This is a genomic window from Flavobacterium sp. (genome assembly GCF_049590715.1).
GTDB lineage: Bacteria > Bacteroidota > Bacteroidia > Flavobacteriales > Flavobacteriaceae > Flavobacterium.
In genome coordinates this window covers 1-18,028 of record NZ_JBAWDL010000240.1, presented here as the reverse complement: position 1 = coordinate 18,028, position 18,028 = coordinate 1, and the positions used below count along the sequence as shown (strand labels likewise).

Here is an 18,028-nt window from a genome sequence, read left to right as displayed (position 1 = left end):
GCCGCAAGTTCCATTATTTTTACAACCCTTAGGTGCACCACCATCAGAAGTTGAACAACTTGTACATGCCATAATTTTATATGTAGTGTTGTGAAAGACACAACTTAAGTTCTTAAAACGTTTAATTGGTAAAGATAGTATTTTTTAAAGGAAAGTTGCAATTGTAAAAAACAGTGATTCCTCTTAAATTTTAGCCAAAAAAGGCCGTCCTTTTCAGACAGCCTTTTAATAAAATTATTAATTTAATTATACATTTTTGTTTCTTTTATTTAGCGAATTGCAAAACACCTTTGTCATTAGATAAAACTAACAAACTGGAAGCTACCAAAATTACATTAATTTCTGAGCTTATTACTCCATTTAAAACTGACTTACTGGACAAATCGATACATATAAATTTTCACAACTTATTTCACTATTTTTTTAATGATTTTACTTCCGTTAAAATTAATTTCTAATATATAGACTCCTGGATTTAAATTCCCTGTATCTAATGTTATTTCTTTATTTTCCTGAGAATACAGATATTCATTCATTACAATTCTACCATTTAGATCAGTAATTTTCAAGACTACTTTTTGACCAGATATCACTTCAGGTAAAAGAACTTTTAAAGAATTAACAAATGGGCTTGGATAAATAATTATTTCCTCAGAAAGTTTATCAACCAACTTTAAACCAAACTTATTAGGAATGCTTTTACCTAAAAATGAGGTATTAGTTAGATTAGATCCTGCATTGAAAACCCTTTCTTTTAATGCTGTTGACGAACCTTCCCATGCTCCAATGGCTGGACTAATTTCTGATGTAATCCCAGGAATAACGGCACCTCCTGTATTGAATAAAGAGGAAGGTTTTAATCTTAAGTTCCCGTTTTCTGCATCTATATAATGATCAGTAGCATTTGTAATGAATTTGTTTTTTTCAAGTGAAATATCGTAACCATAAGTAGAAGCTGCTCTTAGTGTAAAATTATTAAGGTCAGTATCCGAAATGGTTCCTACTGAACATTCTTTTCCTGTCATAAATAGATTATTTTTGAGATTCATATCATTAATATCTGCGGTAGAATCATTATGCCAGAAACTTATTAGTTTATTATATCCCCAACAGCTATTGTTAAAAATATCCATTTTTTTTGTAATGTTTCGATCTCGAGGACCAAAGTAGCCTACTAAATTAATATTTTGTAATGTTTCAGGTGTGCCATCACTTTTTAACCTCACGCTTGTATATTCATCATCAATATTATAAATAAGATTATGATGTACCGTATAATTTTCGACATCTTCTAAATACAAAGCAACCGTATACTTTCTACTGCTTAATGTTGGTTCGAAAGCAGGAATTCCTTTCTGATCATGTATTTTATTCCAAGCAATAACCGTTTCATTCATATCTAATGCAGTTGTTTTCCCTGTACTTGTAAACATTATAGAACCTGCATCTTCTCCCATAGACATAGCTCCAAAAAAATCATTATCAGTGACATTCATGAACACTGACTCTGTGCATCTGATATGAAATCGGGAAGCTTTACCAAATGTGTTTTTAGTAATTTGAGTGTTGTTTCCATTGTTTAAAACTGCCACCGTAAACTGTCCCATCCAGCCGATATCTTCAATATAACAATTATTTATTTTTGTATTATCAGATCCTGCTGAAATAATGATGCCACTACCCCAAGTATGACCAATATAACAACTTTCAAAAGTAGTATTATCCGCATTGGTCAATTTAATTCCTTGTTCAAAGAGACCATATGTTCTTCTGTACTGAAAGGGAGTCATATAGGTAAATGTACAGTTAGTAAACATAGTAGTATTAGCATTGGTTAACTCAACTTCACCCACCTTAAAGTCAATATTTTCCACCTTTAAATTATTGGCCTGAACTTTCAAAGTAAACTGTCTTCTTTGAATATCGAAGTTTTTACCTATTACAGTTCCTTCTTCAGGCTTATAATATATTTTATTTTGGTTCTTTCTCCAAAACCATTCGCCTTCGTAGTCTAAAACAGAATAATCCATTATATATCCAAACCCTTCTGGTTGTACTACTGCATCAGTCCCTCCCCAAATATTTCCTTGGGTATTTACGGATTTAAAGGTGACCAATCTATCTCCAGCTCTAGATACTTCACCTAAATCACCCGAATAAGAAAAAATATTATTTCTCAATTTCCCAATAAATCCTCTCACAATAGCTTCATTGGTAAAAGTTACACTTGGTATTTTAGGAGTTCCTCCAAACCACGAAAAAGTAATATTTCCTGTTTGATTAGTTCCAGCTGGCTTACTCCCATTTAATAAGACTGCGAAGCCAGATTGTTGATTTCTTGGGTCCAGCATTTCACGATTAGATCCAGAAATATAGTTCTTATAGGGTGAAATGTTGTTTGGGAATCGTGCAATTTGTTTGTCTTGACCGTTTACAAATAATTGTGTAAAAGCAGTCTCTACTTGACTAGTACTCAGTGACAATTCAAAAACGCCATCGCCATCAGGATCACTCCAGCTTGATTCTCCATACCAGTTTGCCCCTGTAATTGTAACATCTTCACCAACATTAGCTTTTATTGTAATATTGTTAACATTTACAACAACAGTTTCTCTATAGACACCAGCATGTACTATAATAACATCTCCAGCACTAACAAGACTGTTAGCAAATAAATAACCAATGGTTTGATAAGGAGCTATCGAAGTTCCTGAACTTGTTGTGGCGTTTACACCATCTTTTGCGACGTGTATGTTTTTTGAAAATGTGTTGAAGGACATTAAACATAAAAAAACAGATGTGATCCATTTAATTTTTTGCGATTTTTCTTTCATAAAGAATGGTTTTTGGTTGTTGATAATAGGTTTAAAATTTAGAAACACAGTTAGAATACTACAATTTCCACAAGTGAAACTAGTTTTATATGTGAATATAGTATTTTTTATTTCTTTATTTAAAAAACTTATTAATTCATTCAAAAGCAGAAAGTATTATCGTTTTTTTTTTGATACATTCAAAACAGATTAGAATGTTTAGAAAATTTAGCTTTAATAAAATAGAAAAGAGGTTTTGTTTGTTCAAAATGCAACCACAATAAGTTGACTATTGATATATTAAATTTGTCAAATATTAAAATTCATTTCAACATTTTGAAAGTCCTACTGCAAATACGTTTTTTAACAAAGTAAAATTAGGTATATGTAAAGTATTTGGATATTTTAAAATGAGTGTCATCACAAAAAGCATATCATTTACCCAGATGACAAAATACGATTGGATTAGCCTATCAACTCGAAGAGAATTCACTTACAAAGTTTCTTTGGCAATGAAATAGTGAGTTGACACCAGTAGTTGCTACAGTTTACGTAGGTCAGTTGTTTATTCGGAAAAAGAAGATTTAAGACGAGGACGAAGTAATAATAGTAAAAAACAAATTGTTGGAGTTGCAGAACTTGATGAATAAGAAGGCATTAAAAAAAGAATATTATAAGAGAATTGACGTCTCTTATTAATGAACTTGCTGAAATTTTTCCCAGACATATATTAACATTGGTAATAGTAAAAAAGGATAAATGGACTGGATAAAGCTACCAAAAATTGCAATACAAGATTGAACAAATTAAATACTTCATACACAAGCAAAATATATATAATAATCTAATTACAAGGATAACTACTCAAAATCATATTAGGTTACAAATAATCATATAAGTAATGAAAACATTAAATATCATATTTCAAAGGGCTCAATAATGACTTAAATCAATAATCAAAAGCTATTTATACAAAAATTGCTCTCTTGAATTTACGATTTTTAGACTTTCGACTTACTAAATTTACATCTCTATTATTTTTTTTATATAATAGGTAGTTTTTAGTTAAATAGTAAATAAATGTGATGTAGTAAACAAAAAAAAGAGACTATCTGAAACAGGTAGTCTCTCATGTTTAAACTGAATAGAAATTATTCTTTAATAATTTTTGCTGTACCAGCATCAGTAGAAAGAATATAAGTTCCTGAAGCTAAATCTGAAACATTTAATGTTCCTGTAGCAGGTACGTCTTTCAAAACTGCTCCTGTCAAACTTAATACTTTATATGTTTTAGTTTCTACACCGCTTCCAATTGTAATGATGTCTTTTACTGGGTTTGGATAAAATGAAGTTAGTTTTTGTTTACTGAAATCTCCAGTTCCTAAACTAGCAATCTCTGCTGCACTTCTAATTTTTACTAATTTTACTGCACTTGCTCCAGGCCCACCATAAGTTGTTGCGCCTCCTCCTTTTTTATAGGCTAAATAAACTAAAATTCTATATGTTAAATTTGAATTTGCGGAATTCAAAACTGTTCCTGAAGGAATCGTGTAATTAAAAGTTACAACACCACCCGTACCGTTTCCAGGATATTGAAGTATAGCTCCAGGAGCTGCTTCATTTGCCCATGTTCCAGTATCTGCATCAACATTTGCCACAGCCTCGTCCTGAAGGCCAAATAAGATAAAATCAACAGTATTAGCAACACCGCCTGTCGAACCCAATGTATAGTTTAAAGTAATAGGTACAACATCCCCTGGCTTAAAAGTCACATTTGTTTCTCCATTATATTTAAATGAATTTTGGTTTGTCCAACTAAATGTTGGTGCTACATCTTGCGCAAATGCTGTTGCACAAATTAATACTAGTAATAAAGTAATTTTTTTCATAATGTTTTTTTTGTTTTTGTTATTAATATTTTTTTTATCACAAGTATCATTACAAACATTTCAATAGCTTTTGTATTTTTTTGTTAATATATTACGCTATCAGTAATAATATTCATAATGAATTATGATATTGTCAAATGTACCATAGAACATTTCTATAGCCAATTTTTTCAACTAGACAAAAACTAGATGGATCAAAAATATGCTGAAATAAAACTAGATTTTATATAGGCTCACAACTAACAAATTCCTCAAATCTCTATACACAAAGGCAATAGCGCTACTATTCATAAAAAAAGCCAAATCAAAAAACAATTGATTTGGCTCATTTTCTAAAAATTAAAATTTGGTTTCTATTATTTTTTTAAAAATTTAGAAGCCCCTATTTTTTTATTGTTTTGCATTATTCGAATGTAGTACAATCCTTTAGGAAGCTTGCTAACATTGATTTTTGAAGTGGAAGGCACGGTAGTTTTTTGCACTAATCTTCCAGAAGCGGTATAAATCATCGCTTCTGCATTTTCCATAGCATCAAAAGAAGATTGAATTAACAGTTCTTCGTCAACAGGGTTTGGATAAACTGTAAAAGACTTCTCTTTTTCAAAGGTGTTCGAAGCTACTGATAATATATTTTTACTAAAATTAAATACCTGTAAAGCTACAGAACTAATATGACCTCCTGTATCAGGTAATTGAACCGAAATCTGGTTGTTATCCGCTAAAAGAGCATAAGGAACAGGGATTTCTAATACTCCAAAAAAGCGAGCTCTTTGTGCTTGGTCATACCCACGAAAATTTAATGGAACTGCAACCATTGTATTATTAACTTTTATAACAGGACTTAAAGATTGTCCGTGATCTCTACCCAAACCAATTCTTAAAACAGCATCGCCATAGGTGTTTTTTTGAACACCATTAACAGTAAAAACAGTTGGCTGATTGGCTACAATAGGTTGCAAATAAGTCGTTGCAAAATATTTAGTCTCATCAGCTGCTTCATTAATCGTTATAGGATGTGCAAAAGTATATTCTAAAATCATAGTTGATTCAGCACCCAATGTGACTGACGTAAGCGGAAGTGAAACAGTACCTTCATCCAAAGTTGCATTATTATTTACTAATGTCAAATGTTTTTTATTAATACTCGTAACAGTAACACCTTCAGAATCAAAAACATTTAAATTTACAGTCGTAGCTTGAAAACCTAAATTATTTAAAACTACATACCCTTTATTTCCATCTATATAAGCATTAGCTAACACATCCAAATTATCTGGTTTGATATATACTCTAGTTCCTTTTACATTTTTCCATAAATCGTAAAATTTAACTAAATCAGTATACGTCCACTGCCCGGTATAACTTGCTGGTTCATTCATTTTTCGCATTAAACGGTGGGTATATGGAACACCCGTTGTAGCATTATACCCCCATTCAGCTTTAGTGACCACAAAAGGCAAAGCAATATCAATTGTATTGGGTCTTTCTAAAAAAGCCATTAATTGGGAGTTCATTCCTTTTAGAATCAACCAATCTCTATAGGAACTCCATTGACTATTATTAAGATCATGTGTTTGTGCACCGTACTCAGAAATCACATAAGGTTTTGCTACACCAAATTTCATCATACTATATTGATCCATCATATCAAAAGTAGCCTCAATGTTACTTCCTGAACGCAATAGTTTTTTTCCATTACTAATTGATGGAAAATCATAAAGATGTATAGACCAAAAGTCCATATTATTACCAGCCACATCCATAAACATTTTGTCACGGTTAATCCATCTTTGAAAATTTCCTACTTCAAATTCTGGAAAAGCATTCGTATAACCTCCTATTTTTATATTTGGGATTTGCGTACGAATTGCTGCGGCTACATCATTATGAAAAACAGCAATTTCATTAATGGATTTAGTATACTCACTTAATCCTCCCAAAAGATCATAGTCAGGTTCGTTAATCACCTCAACAAACGAAGGCAATTTTTGACCATTCCCACCATGAAAAGCATTTAGGTAACGCCCCATATATTCACCAGTTGCTGTAGCATTGGCAAGTTTCCAACCTTTTCCTGTTGCTTTTTGCTCAGCTCCTGTCCAAAAGGGATGCAACTGCGCACAAAGAATCCAGTTTTTTCTAGCCTCATAAGGCGGAAGACTTGTGTTTGCAGCAAAATTGTTTTTGGATGCTGTCCCTTGGGTTGTAATATGTGCAGGATCAGCATAACCTGTCCTAGCTGGATCTTCTTTAGTTTGATTTAAAGTATACGTAATTCCTCCAGTATCTCGACCTAAATAGACATCACGACCATTCAAAAAATCATTTTTTAGATCTGGTAGCACATTATCCCCATTCCATTCTCCTTCGGTTTGATTAGCATGAGTCGTGATGAATTTCCATCTCTCAAAAGTGGAAATACCTCCTACAGAATGTTTCACATTCAAATTCATCTTAACATTGACTTGACCATAAAAATTAAAGGTAACTGATAAAAGTAGAAATAATCGCAGCAGATTTTTGGTTTTTGTTTTCATAATGAAGTAACGAGTTTATTTTTAACTTGTAAAATTACAACTGTAAGAACATTAGATAAAAAACAAACACTAGACAAATACTAGACAAAATTGCTGCAAACAAAAAAACCTCTAGTATAAATGGTTTATACTAGAGGTTTTGTTTTCAAATAACTAAAAAACTTAGTCTTTTAAAATCTTATATAATTTATCAGATAATCGTACTCTAAATGGCACTGCAAAAGTGATTCTATCACCAGCTTTAGCAGTCGTTCCTTCGACATCATTGACAATCATCTTTTCTAAAACCAATTCCTGATTTCCAGTAGTAGGGCCAGCGATGATGATTTTATCACCCACAGTCAATTCTTTATTTTCAATAGAAAAAAGACCTACTTGCGCTTTCACATAATAATGGTCTACTTTGCCAATCAATACTTTTTTGACTTTTATTTTCTGGCGAATATCCACAGATTTTGCAGCAGTTCCAATGGCTACATCGGCTAATTCACCCGAATGTTTAAACTTCAAACTATCCGACTTTCCTTTTCTAAAAACCTTGTTCCCTACTTGTTTTCCTGTTCGCAATCGCACTTGATCTACCAGTGGCATACGTGTAATTTCAAGACATTCGCTGGAACAACAATTGTCCATAGCTGCCTTGCATTCATCACATTGGATAAACAACAAATGGCAACCATCATTTTCACAATTGGTGTGATTATCACAAGGTTTTCCACATTGGTGGCATTGCGAAATAATATCATCGGTAATTCTTTCGCCTAAGCGATTATCAAAAACAAAATTCTTCCCTATAAACTTGCTTTCAATCCCTTCTTCCTTAATTTGTTTGGCGTACTGAATAATACCGCCTTCGAGTTGGTATACATTTTTAAACCCTTGGTGTTTGAAGTAAGCACTCGCTTTTTCGCAACGAATCCCACCGGTACAATACATCACAAGGTTTTTATCTTCTTTAAAATCTTTTAGTTGTTCGTTGATAATGGGCAACGATTCTCTAAAAGTTTCTACATCTGGAGTAATAGCATTTTTAAAATGACCTATTTCACTTTCGTAATGATTTCTAAAATCGACTACAATCGTATTTGGATTTTCTAGAATATCGTTGAATTCCTTCGCTTTTAAGTGAATTCCTTTATTCGTTACATCAAAGGTTTCGTCGTTCAAACCATCAGCAACAATCTTGTCTCGAACCTTCACTGTCAATTTCAAGAACGAGTGATCATCATGCTCCACAGCCACATTCAAACGAATGCCTTTCATAAAATCATAGACTTCAAGCGTATCTCTAAAGGCTTCAAAATTATCAGCAGGAACACTCATTTGAGCATTAATACCTTCCTTAGCAACATAAGTACGTCCCAAAGCATCGAGTGCATTCCAGGCTATAAATAAATCGTCGCGAAATTTTTTAGGATCTTCAATTTTGGCATACGCATAAAAAGACAACGTGAGGCGTTGTTTGCCCGCCTGATCAATCAGTTCGGCTCTTTCATCTGCGCTTAAGGTGTTATACAGTTGCATGCTATAAACGGTTTAAGTGTGAGAAATTATTTTTGCAAAAGTACGGAAAAGGGACAAAAATAACCGCAAATTCGCAAATTAAAATAATCAAATGCTCAATAGTAAAGATTAAAATTAGCGCAAATTAAAAATTCATAAAGAATCTAAAACATTTAAATAAGTGAATCTGAGGTGAGAATTTTCAGGAGCTATTTCCCGCTATCCGTTACAATCTTGTGGGGGCAAAACTAAAGCCCCCACAAGGATTTTCACTTTTATCGGGGCTAGGGCTTTTGTGGTTCATTAACGCTTACTCTTCCAAAAGTGTGATTACTGCTCCTTCCAAGTCAGAAGTAATATATAACTGACACGATAATCTGATATTATCCTCTTCATAGCCTAATTTACTCAAAGTCGTAGGCTCGTTTCGTTCTTTAACCGCTGAATTTCCTTTGATGCCAACAGTTTCCACCACACAAGTAGCACAACGCCCCACACCACCACATTCACCAAAAGAATCCAAATTCAGTTTTTCTTTCAATAAAAACATCAAATTAGGATGACTGCCGTGACGGGTAGTAATAGGAATTTCGTTGCCGTTATCAATAAAGGTAAACTGGATGGTTTGAAGGTCTTTTGTCAAAATTTAAAAATTTTAAGATTCAATTTTTTACAACAAATTTGTAAAAAACAATGAATCATTAAGTTATAGCTTCATTAAGAAATGCCCTAAATTCCCTTAATCACTTAATGCTCCAAAAAAAAACCGCAGTTTCACAAATGATAAAATCTGTAAATCTGCGGTTAAATTTTTGTGCCCTTAGTGTTTAAACCGTAATCTTAGCAATACTCGTTATAAGCGTCTTGCAAGTTCTCAGCAATCATTTCAGCTGGACGACCTTCAATGTGGTGACGCTCTAACATATGTACCAATTCTCCGTTTTTGAATAACGCCATTGCTGGTGATGATGGAGGAAAAGGAAACATATGTTGTCTTGCTGCATCAACAGCGTCTTTGTCAACACCTGCAAAAACAGTGATTAAATGATCTGGTTTTTTGGCACCTTCTAAACTCATTTTTGCTCCTGGACGTGCATTTCTTGCCGCACAACCACAAACAGAGTTAACTACTACTAGTGTAGTTCCTTCTGCTTTTATAGCATTATCAACTGCTTCAGCACTATGTAAATCTTGAAAACCTGCTGCTGTTAATTCAGTCTGCATTGGTCTTACCATTTCTTCTGGATACATGATATTTTATTTTAAATTAACTATTTTTTGTCTTTGTAAAAAGTGGTACAAAGTTACGAAGTTTCAAACGAACTCACTAACTTGTACAATAAAGTTTTGTTATAGTTCAATAGTCTTTAGTTAACAATGCTCATTTGTTAATATAGGTTTCTAAAAGTCGAACACACGATAAATCCACTCCCTATTTTTTGCTCTTTTGTGTCATGAAAAAGTGGTTTGGTACCATTTTAATTTTTGTTTATCGATATTTTACGGAATTTGGAAGTAAATTATTTGATGTTTTCAAATTTAAAAACAAATACCATGAAATTAGACACTAACTGTTATTATCAGTTATATACTTTATTAGGGAAGGAAAAAATGGTCTTAGATATTTTCAATCGAGGACGATTTAGTTATATGCCTCATTTGGTTTCAAAAGAAGATTTTTCAGGACAACATTGGCTAATTGAAACTACTGAAAAAGAGAGTTGCTTCCGATTGAGTACACAGCTATTTGGAATTTCAATGTGGTTGGATGTAATTGATGGAGGGATTTTTGATGGACTGTTGGTGATTGTAACTAAAGAGAAATACTCTGGAAGATTTTGGGAAATAAAACCAAATAACACTAATGAAAATTCATTCAAAGTAGGTACACTACTAAGAGGTGAAAACAAATATATTGATTTACATAAAGGCGGGGAATTTAATAACATGCCATATCTAGCCAATGAAACACATTTCTCAGGTCAATTTTGGAAAATAGATAAAAAAGAACAAAGTGTTTTAGAATACGCTATTTAACTCAAGAATAGTTTCAGAATAAAACCGAATGAAAAAGAGATACAATTCCATTCGGCTTTAAAAAAAAGAAGTTTTATTGCCTACTGATTTTTAATCCAATAAAAACTGTCCTTGGCAAGGCAGGTCCATAAATATAATTACTATCTCTATTTTTACCGAGATCAAAATCATTTTGATAGGCATTAAAAATATTTTTTAAACCGCCATAGATTTCAAAATCCATATCGATTTTTTGATTTACAATTGTATATCCAATTTTCGTATTAAGTTCTGAGAAGGTTTTGGTAGTCAAAAATTCATCCGTAGTATAATTCGCAGCTCCAGCAAAATGAGCAATTTTCATAGATCCTGTAAACACATAGTTTAAGTTAAACTTCCAGTTGCCAGTTGGATTAAAAGTAAGATTAGCAAATCCATATTCATTGGGTGTTCTCAAGAAATCTCGTGTTGGTGCTACACCATCAATATAGGTTACAGGAGAATTAAATTTACTGGTTTGAAAAGTAAAACCAGTTTCTAATTGAATCTTTTTTTTATAATTTGCTCTTAATTCGATAGTTACACCTTGTACCGTTGCGCCATCGCCATTTTGTTTTTCAAACACTTGACCAAATTCATCTTCACCACTATTTTCTAGGATAAAAGCATCGTTCAAATGGGTATAAAACCCTTCCAAGGTAAATCCTGCGATACAATTTTCAGTAGCTTGGTCATAATTCACAGAAGCGCTGAAACTCTTGGAACGCTCTTCAATCAAGTTAGGATCATAAATAACTCTCGAAATACCACCACCAGCAAATGCAATATGCAAATCCGTATCAAAAGCTTGTGGTGCTCTAAAACCTGTTCCGTAACTCAGTCTAAATTGGGTTTCCTCTTTGTATTTGTATAACAACGCTAGTCTTGGACTAAAAACAGCTTGTTTTACTAAATTATGAAAATCCATTCTAACACCACTTAGCAAATTTAAACTCGGTAGAATTTCCCAATCACTCTGTACAAACGAACCAAAATCCTTGGTATGTTGATCAACTAAATAGTTGTAGGAGTTAATTTCATCAAAAACCTTATCCGAAATGTATTCTGTTCCAATGGTAAACACATTTGTTCCGTTAAGGAAATTTTCTAACTTGTGATTCAGTTGAATCCCTCCTTGAAGGGTTTCTGTCGTTGAAATTCCATATGGCGGATTTTCTAAATGATTTTGAATTTCAAGTGCTGCATCTGGAAAAATTCCTGTGTAATGCTTTCTATCGGTATTTTGCCAAGCACCATAAGTTATAAATGATGATTTGTCCTTGTTGAAATTGATTTGATAATCCAAACTTCCCAACCATATTTTGTGTTTCCGTTCTTCTGACTGTTGGGTTAAATATGCTGGTTTATCAACCATTTCTCCACCAAAACGGTATTCATTTAAGTTGCTTAAACTCAATTCTAATTTTTGATTTTCCGTTGGTTTAAAAAACAAATTAGCACCAATAGAATTGTTTTCAATTAATGGAATTTCGGAGAAGTTGTCACTATTTGCATCATAAAATCCTCGTTCTCGATGTGTCATAAACAACGAAACACCCGCATCTCTATTTTCGGAAACAAAGGTTGCGTTTCCATTTACCGTATAATCATTCGTTTGATTGTTAATGTTATAATAGGTCGAATTTAATTCGAAAGAATCCCGTTTGGGAATTTTAGTTATTACATTGACCGTTCCACCAATAGCACTGGAACCATATAATGAAGAGCCACCACCACGAACGACTTCAATACGATCAATCATATTCACAGGTAATTGTTCCATGCCGTACAATCCCATCAGAGGACTAAAAATAGGGCGGCCATTGATTAAAATTTGAGAATATCCTCCTGCCAATCCATTCATGCGGAGCTGTTGGTAATTACAAGTTTGACAATCTGTTTCTACTCGAAGTCCAGGTTGAAATTTAAGTCCTTCCGATAAATTGCAAACCTGTAAATTATCGAGCGTTTTACTATCTAATACATTTACAATTACTGGACTTTGTGTTTTCCTTTTAAAAGTTTTAGTACCTGTTACCACTACTTCGTTTAAAATATTCTGAAAATTAGTTACATCAAAATTGAGGGTGTACACATGCTCTTTTTTAATATTACTATATTTTTTAATCGATTGAATATTTTTTCCAGAAACAGTAACGCTATGGAGTCCAAAGGGAATATTCTTAAATTCATAAAATCCATTAGAATCACTTAATGTAGATAACAAATCATCATCAAGACTGATTTTTAATCCCGCAACATGTTCAGAATTTATAGAGATAATCCCTGATAGCGTTGCCTTATTTTGTGCTAAACTAGGTAGTGAAATCAAAATTAGAAATAAGTAAATATTTTTTTTCATTTTGTTTTAAATAATTTTTAGGCAAATCTAAAAATTATATTTTATAAAACAAAAAAATAGATTTATATTTGCCTCAAACCACTATAAATGAGCAAATCATTAGAAGAAGTACACGAATCCGTTACCACTCAAAATAAAAAATCAGTATTTAAAAGAATATTAGCCTTTTTTGGCCCCGCCTATTTAATTAGTGTTGGATATATGGATCCTGGAAACTGGGCTACAGATATTGCTGGAGGTAGTCAGTTTGGGTATGCGTTACTTTGGGTATTATTAATGAGTAACATCATGGCCTTATTACTGCAAAGTTTGAGTGCGAGATTAGGAATCGTAACCCAACGTGATTTGGCGCAAGCTTCTCGAGAAACCTATTCTCCATTTATCAATTACATTCTTTACTTTTTGGCTGAAATTGCTATTGCGGCTTGCGATTTGGCCGAAGTATTAGGAATGGCTATTGGTCTTAATTTATTATTTGGTATTTCACTTATAGATGGTGTATTAATTACTGTTTTAGACACCTTTTTATTATTATTTTTAATTAATAAAGGTATCCGAAAAATGGAAGCCTTCATCATTACATTAGTGGCTGTAATTGGTGTTTCGTTTATATTTGAAATGATTTTTGCGCAGCCTGTAGTAGGAGATGTTTTGCAAGGATTGATTCCAACTATGCCAAATGAAACAGCACTTTACATTGCCATAGGAATCATAGGAGCTACTGTAATGCCTCATAATTTATACCTCCATTCTTCCCTTGTTCAAACCCGAAAATTTGATCGTTCGAAAGCCGGAATCAAGCAAGCCTTGAAATACAATTTTATCGATTCTACCATTGCCTTAAACATGGCATTCTTTGTTAACGCTGCTATTTTGATTTTGGCTGCAGCCACATTTTACAAAGTCGGTATGTTTGAAGTCGCTGAAATTCAAGATGCACACCGTTTTTTACAACCGATATTAGGGACTAAATGGGCACCGATATTATTTGCCGTGGCCTTGATCGCGGCAGGACAAAGTTCCACCATTACGGGAACATTAGCGGGACAGATTATCATGGAAGGCTATCTAAATCTGCGAATTCAACCGTGGGTACGTAGAATCATCACCCGATTGATTGCCATCGTCCCAGCAGTTGTGGTCATCACTATTTTTGGTGAAGGTGTCACAGGAAAATTGTTGATTTTAAGTCAGGTAATTTTGAGTTTACAGTTAGGTTTTGCAATAATACCATTAATTCATTTTGTGAGTGATAAAACCAAAATGAAGGGTTTTCACATCAGTAAATTAACCCAAGTAGCCTCTTGGATTGTAGCCACGATTATTGTGGTTTTGAACGCTAAATTAGTGTATGACGAAATCAATGGATGGCTTGCCTCTGCTGAAAACCCTACTTTATTATGGTTAACTGTTATTCCTTTGGCCTTTAGCTTTTTGATTTTATTGTTGTACATCGTTTTTAAACCTTTTGTAACCAAATCAAAAAACAATATTGAAAACCATTCGCCCCATAATTTAAAATTAACATTCTCAAAAGCGGCTAGTTATTCGAAGAAAAACATTGCGGTAGCGGTAGACTTTACTGCTGCCGATGAAGTAGCTTTGAATAGTGCTTTTGAATTAGGAGGAAAAGATGCTGAATATACCTTAATACACATTGTAGAAACCGTTGGCGCACTTATTCACGGGGACAATGCTGATGATCACGAGACCTCAATTGACGAGAAATTATTGATTCAATACGAAGAAATGTTGGTTGGAAAAGGATTCAAGGTAGTAAGTCAACTTGGCTTTGGAACACCAGACAAAACCATTCCTGTTCTGATTAACAAAGGAAACTTTGACGTACTCGTTATGGGAACACATGGTCATACTGGATTTAAAGATTTAGTATTTGGTACTACTGTTGACAAGTTGCGTCACAAAATATCAATACCTTTGTTTATTGTTAAAAAGTGATTTTAGTCCTTAGTATCTAGTCCTTAGTGATTATTATATGTAAGGATTTTTAAAATCTGTAATCAAAAAAACGTTAATCTTCAACCAAAAATCAAAATGACTTTTTCAGAAGAAAATTACCTCAAAGCCATTTACCATCTCACTACCATCACTAATGCTGATGTGAGTACCAATGCTATTGCGGAAATAATGGAAACCAAAGCATCATCAGTAACCGACATGCTTAAAAAATTAGCAGAAAAAGATTTGGTTAATTATAAGAGATATCAAGGAGTTTCGCTTACGCAAAAAGGAGGATTGGCCGCCAAAATGATTGTTAGAAAGCACCGTTTATGGGAAGTATTCTTAGTCGAAAAATTGGATTTCTCTTGGGATGAAGTTCACGATATTGCCGAACAGCTAGAACATATCAAATCAGAAAAACTGATTAACAAACTGGATGATTTTCTTGGAAATCCAACCGAAGATCCTCATGGCGACCCCATTCCTGATGCACAAGGACGAATACAAAAAATTGAAAAACAATTGCTATCCGAATTAATGGTGAATCAAGTAGGCGTATGCGTAGGAGTTAAAGACACATCTTCAGAATTTTTAAAATATTTAGACAAACAGGAAATATCATTAGGCTCTAAAATCGAATTTGTAGACAAAGAAAAATTTGATTTATCCTTAAAAATTAAGGTTGACAATAAGATCCTAAGTATTTCAAATAAGATTGCCAGTAATATTTTTGTAAAGGTTAGTTAGATTTACTGCTAAAACTTCTACAACATACCAAACACTTTAAAAATAGCAAAAGCCCGTAAATTAAAAAACAATCTTTTAATTTACGGGCCTTTATATTCTTTATATAGCAAAAATAAACCTAGTGACAACCACAATCATCCCCACCACAGTCTTTATTTGATTTCTTTTTTTTCTTCCAGAAAAATTTCTTGATTAAAAAAGCAAGAGCAATTCCTAAAGCACTAAACGCTAAAAATTCTTGCATGATCGTTTATTTTAAAAGTTGAAATGCAAGCAAAGCTACTATATAAGCAAAACCACTCATAAAAATTAATTGACCCAAAGGCCACTTCCATGAATTGGTTTCTTTTTTAGTAATCGCTAATGTACTCGCACACTGTAAAGCAAAAGCATAAAACAACAGCAATGAAATCCCCGAAGCAAAATTGAATATTTTATTGCCCGTAACAGGATTAATTTCAGCAGCCATTTTGTTCTTTATCGTGTCTTCATTGTCTGTTCCACCTACGCTATAGATGGTTGCTAAGGTTCCTACGAAAACTTCACGAGCTGCAAACGAACTAATGATGGCAATACCTATTTTCCAATCGTAACCTAATGGAGAAATAGCGGGTTCAATCGTTTTTCCCATAATACCAATATACGAATTTTCAAGCTTATATGCGGCAATTTTATTGCTGATTTCACTTTCTCCTAGTGTGTTATTTTCGACTTTTGATCGCAAAATAGTATCTGCTTCATTAAAGTTTTTCCCTGGACCATATGAAGCCAAAAACCATAAAACAATTGAAATTGCCAAGATGATTTTACCTGCTCCAGAAACGAAAGCTTTGGTTTTTTCGATTACATTAATGGAGACATTTTTAAACATTGGCAATTTGTAATTGGGCATTTCCACTACAAAAAAAGTTTTCCCTTTAATTTTCATTACTTTATTCAAAACATAAGCCGACAAAATAGCCATACCAAAACCTAATAAATACAACAACATTAAGGTAAGACCTTGAAGGTTTAGAATCCCAAATACATATTCATCAGGGATTACTAAAGCAATAATAATAGCATAAACAGGCAATCTAGCGGAACATGTAGTGAATGGTGTTACTAATATGGTTATCAAACGTTCTTTCCAATTTTCAATATTTCGAGTTGCCATGATAGCAGGAATAGCACAGGCAGTTCCAGAAATTAGAGGCACCACACTCTTTCCTGATAAACCAAATTTACGCATGATTTTATCCATTAAAAATACCACACGGCTCATATAGCCACTTTCTTCTAAGAGGGAAATGAATAGAAATAAGAAAGCTATTTGAGGTATAAAAATTAAAATTCCGCCAATTCCCGGAATAATTCCTTGGGAAAGCAAATTAGTAAAAACACCATCTGGCAAATGTTCTGCTGTTATCGAACTCAAGGAGGCAAAAGCGCTATCAATAAAGTCCATTGGGATTTTTGACCATTCAAATATCGATTGAAAAATAACAAACAATATAGCAAAGAAAATAACATATCCCCATACTTTATGCGTGAGTACACGATCCAATTTACTTCTGAAATCTCTAGCAATGGCTGTGTTTACTGACAATCCTTCTTTAAGAACATCATTGATAAATTGGTATCTTTTGATCGTTTCTTTTTGCTGTAATCGTTTCAAGTCCGAATGAGACTTTGTAAATGAACTTTGAATTTCTTTACGCTCTAAGTTTAAGAAATTAACATCTTGCGTAATAACGAGCCATAATTTATACAACAATTGATTAGGAAATGCTTTGCGCAAACTATTAAAATAATCATTATCAATGATAGAAGCATTCAAGCATGGTTCGCTTGAAATAGTTTTATATGTAACTATTATTTTTTTTAATTCTTGAATTCCAAATCCTTTGCGAGAACTCACTAAAGCAATTTTAGTTTTAAGGTGTTCTTCCAGATACGGAATGTTCAAAGTGATTCCTTTTTGCTCCATTCTATCAGCCATATTAATGACTAGAATGGTTGGGATTTCAAGGTCTTTGATTTGGGTAAAAAGAAGTAAGTTTCTTTTTAGATTCTCGACATCAGTCACTACTAATGCAACATCAGGATATAATTTATCATTTTTGTTTAACAGCAATTCAATCACCACATTTTCATCAATTGAACTTGCATTCAAGCTAT

The 18,028-nt window shown here is 33.1% G+C and carries 12 protein-coding genes; 3 read left to right on the top strand and 9 right to left on the bottom strand.

Annotated elements, in window-relative coordinates; all coding sequences use genetic code 11:
• Positions 1-407: 407 nt before the first annotated feature.
• The 6 genes from WBQ70_RS10735 to WBQ70_RS10710 form a co-directional block, all read right to left on the bottom strand.
• Positions 408-2,834: a T9SS type A sorting domain-containing protein gene (locus WBQ70_RS10735; protein WP_423913937.1), complete on the bottom strand. Its 2,427-nt coding sequence runs from the start codon at positions 2,832-2,834 to the stop codon at positions 408-410.
• 1,130 nt (positions 2,835-3,964) lie between these two features.
• Positions 3,965-4,702 carry a T9SS type A sorting domain-containing protein gene (locus WBQ70_RS10730; RefSeq protein ID WP_423913935.1) on the bottom strand — a complete coding sequence of 246 codons (738 nt, stop codon included), beginning with the start codon at positions 4,700-4,702 and terminating at the stop codon, positions 3,965-3,967.
• 356 nt (positions 4,703-5,058) lie between these two features.
• On the bottom strand, positions 5,059-7,239 hold the full coding sequence (locus tag WBQ70_RS10725) for a T9SS type A sorting domain-containing protein (RefSeq protein WP_423913933.1): 2,181 nt from the start codon (positions 7,237-7,239) through the stop codon (positions 5,059-5,061).
• A gap of 162 nt (positions 7,240-7,401) precedes the next feature.
• Positions 7,402-8,763, bottom strand: coding sequence for a rhodanese-related sulfurtransferase (locus WBQ70_RS10720; RefSeq protein WP_423913930.1), 1,362 nt, complete (start codon positions 8,761-8,763; stop codon positions 7,402-7,404).
• A 289-nt stretch (positions 8,764-9,052) separates the two neighbouring features.
• Positions 9,053-9,385: a hypothetical protein gene (locus WBQ70_RS10715; protein WP_423913929.1), complete on the bottom strand. Its 333-nt coding sequence runs from the start codon at positions 9,383-9,385 to the stop codon at positions 9,053-9,055.
• A 197-nt stretch (positions 9,386-9,582) separates the two neighbouring features.
• On the bottom strand, positions 9,583-9,993 hold the full coding sequence (locus tag WBQ70_RS10710) for a BrxA/BrxB family bacilliredoxin (protein ID WP_423913926.1): 411 nt from the start codon (positions 9,991-9,993) through the stop codon (positions 9,583-9,585).
• Positions 9,994-10,296: 303 nt separating this feature from the next.
• Between WBQ70_RS10710 and WBQ70_RS10705 the strand changes: the two genes are divergently transcribed.
• Positions 10,297-10,779, top strand: coding sequence for a hypothetical protein (locus tag WBQ70_RS10705; protein ID WP_423913924.1), 483 nt, complete (start codon positions 10,297-10,299; stop codon positions 10,777-10,779).
• Between the two features lie 73 nt (positions 10,780-10,852).
• Here WBQ70_RS10705 and WBQ70_RS10700 read toward each other — a convergent pair whose 3' ends face one another.
• The gene (locus WBQ70_RS10700) at positions 10,853-13,159 is read right to left on the bottom strand and encodes a TonB-dependent receptor (RefSeq protein WP_423913921.1); all 2,307 of its coding nucleotides are present in this window, start codon (positions 13,157-13,159) and stop codon (positions 10,853-10,855) included.
• A gap of 87 nt (positions 13,160-13,246) precedes the next feature.
• Here WBQ70_RS10700 and WBQ70_RS10695 point away from each other — a divergent pair, with 87 nt between their 5' ends.
• A complete protein-coding gene (locus WBQ70_RS10695; RefSeq protein ID WP_423913918.1) occupies positions 13,247-15,118 on the top strand; it encodes an Nramp family divalent metal transporter in 1,872 nt (623 codons plus the stop codon).
• A 96-nt stretch (positions 15,119-15,214) separates the two neighbouring features.
• On the top strand, positions 15,215-15,868 hold the full coding sequence (locus WBQ70_RS10690; protein WP_423913915.1) for a metal-dependent transcriptional regulator: 654 nt from the start codon (positions 15,215-15,217) through the stop codon (positions 15,866-15,868).
• A gap of 118 nt (positions 15,869-15,986) precedes the next feature.
• On the opposite strand, the gene WBQ70_RS10685 is transcribed toward WBQ70_RS10690, so the two are convergent.
• The gene (locus tag WBQ70_RS10685; protein WP_423913912.1) at positions 15,987-16,112 is read right to left on the bottom strand and encodes a FeoB-associated Cys-rich membrane protein; all 126 of its coding nucleotides are present in this window, start codon (positions 16,110-16,112) and stop codon (positions 15,987-15,989) included.
• Positions 16,113-16,118: 6 nt separating this feature from the next.
• Positions 16,119-18,028 (bottom strand): ferrous iron transport protein B (gene feoB / locus WBQ70_RS10680; RefSeq protein ID WP_423913910.1); only part of this gene is annotated, 1,910 nt, incomplete at its 5' end.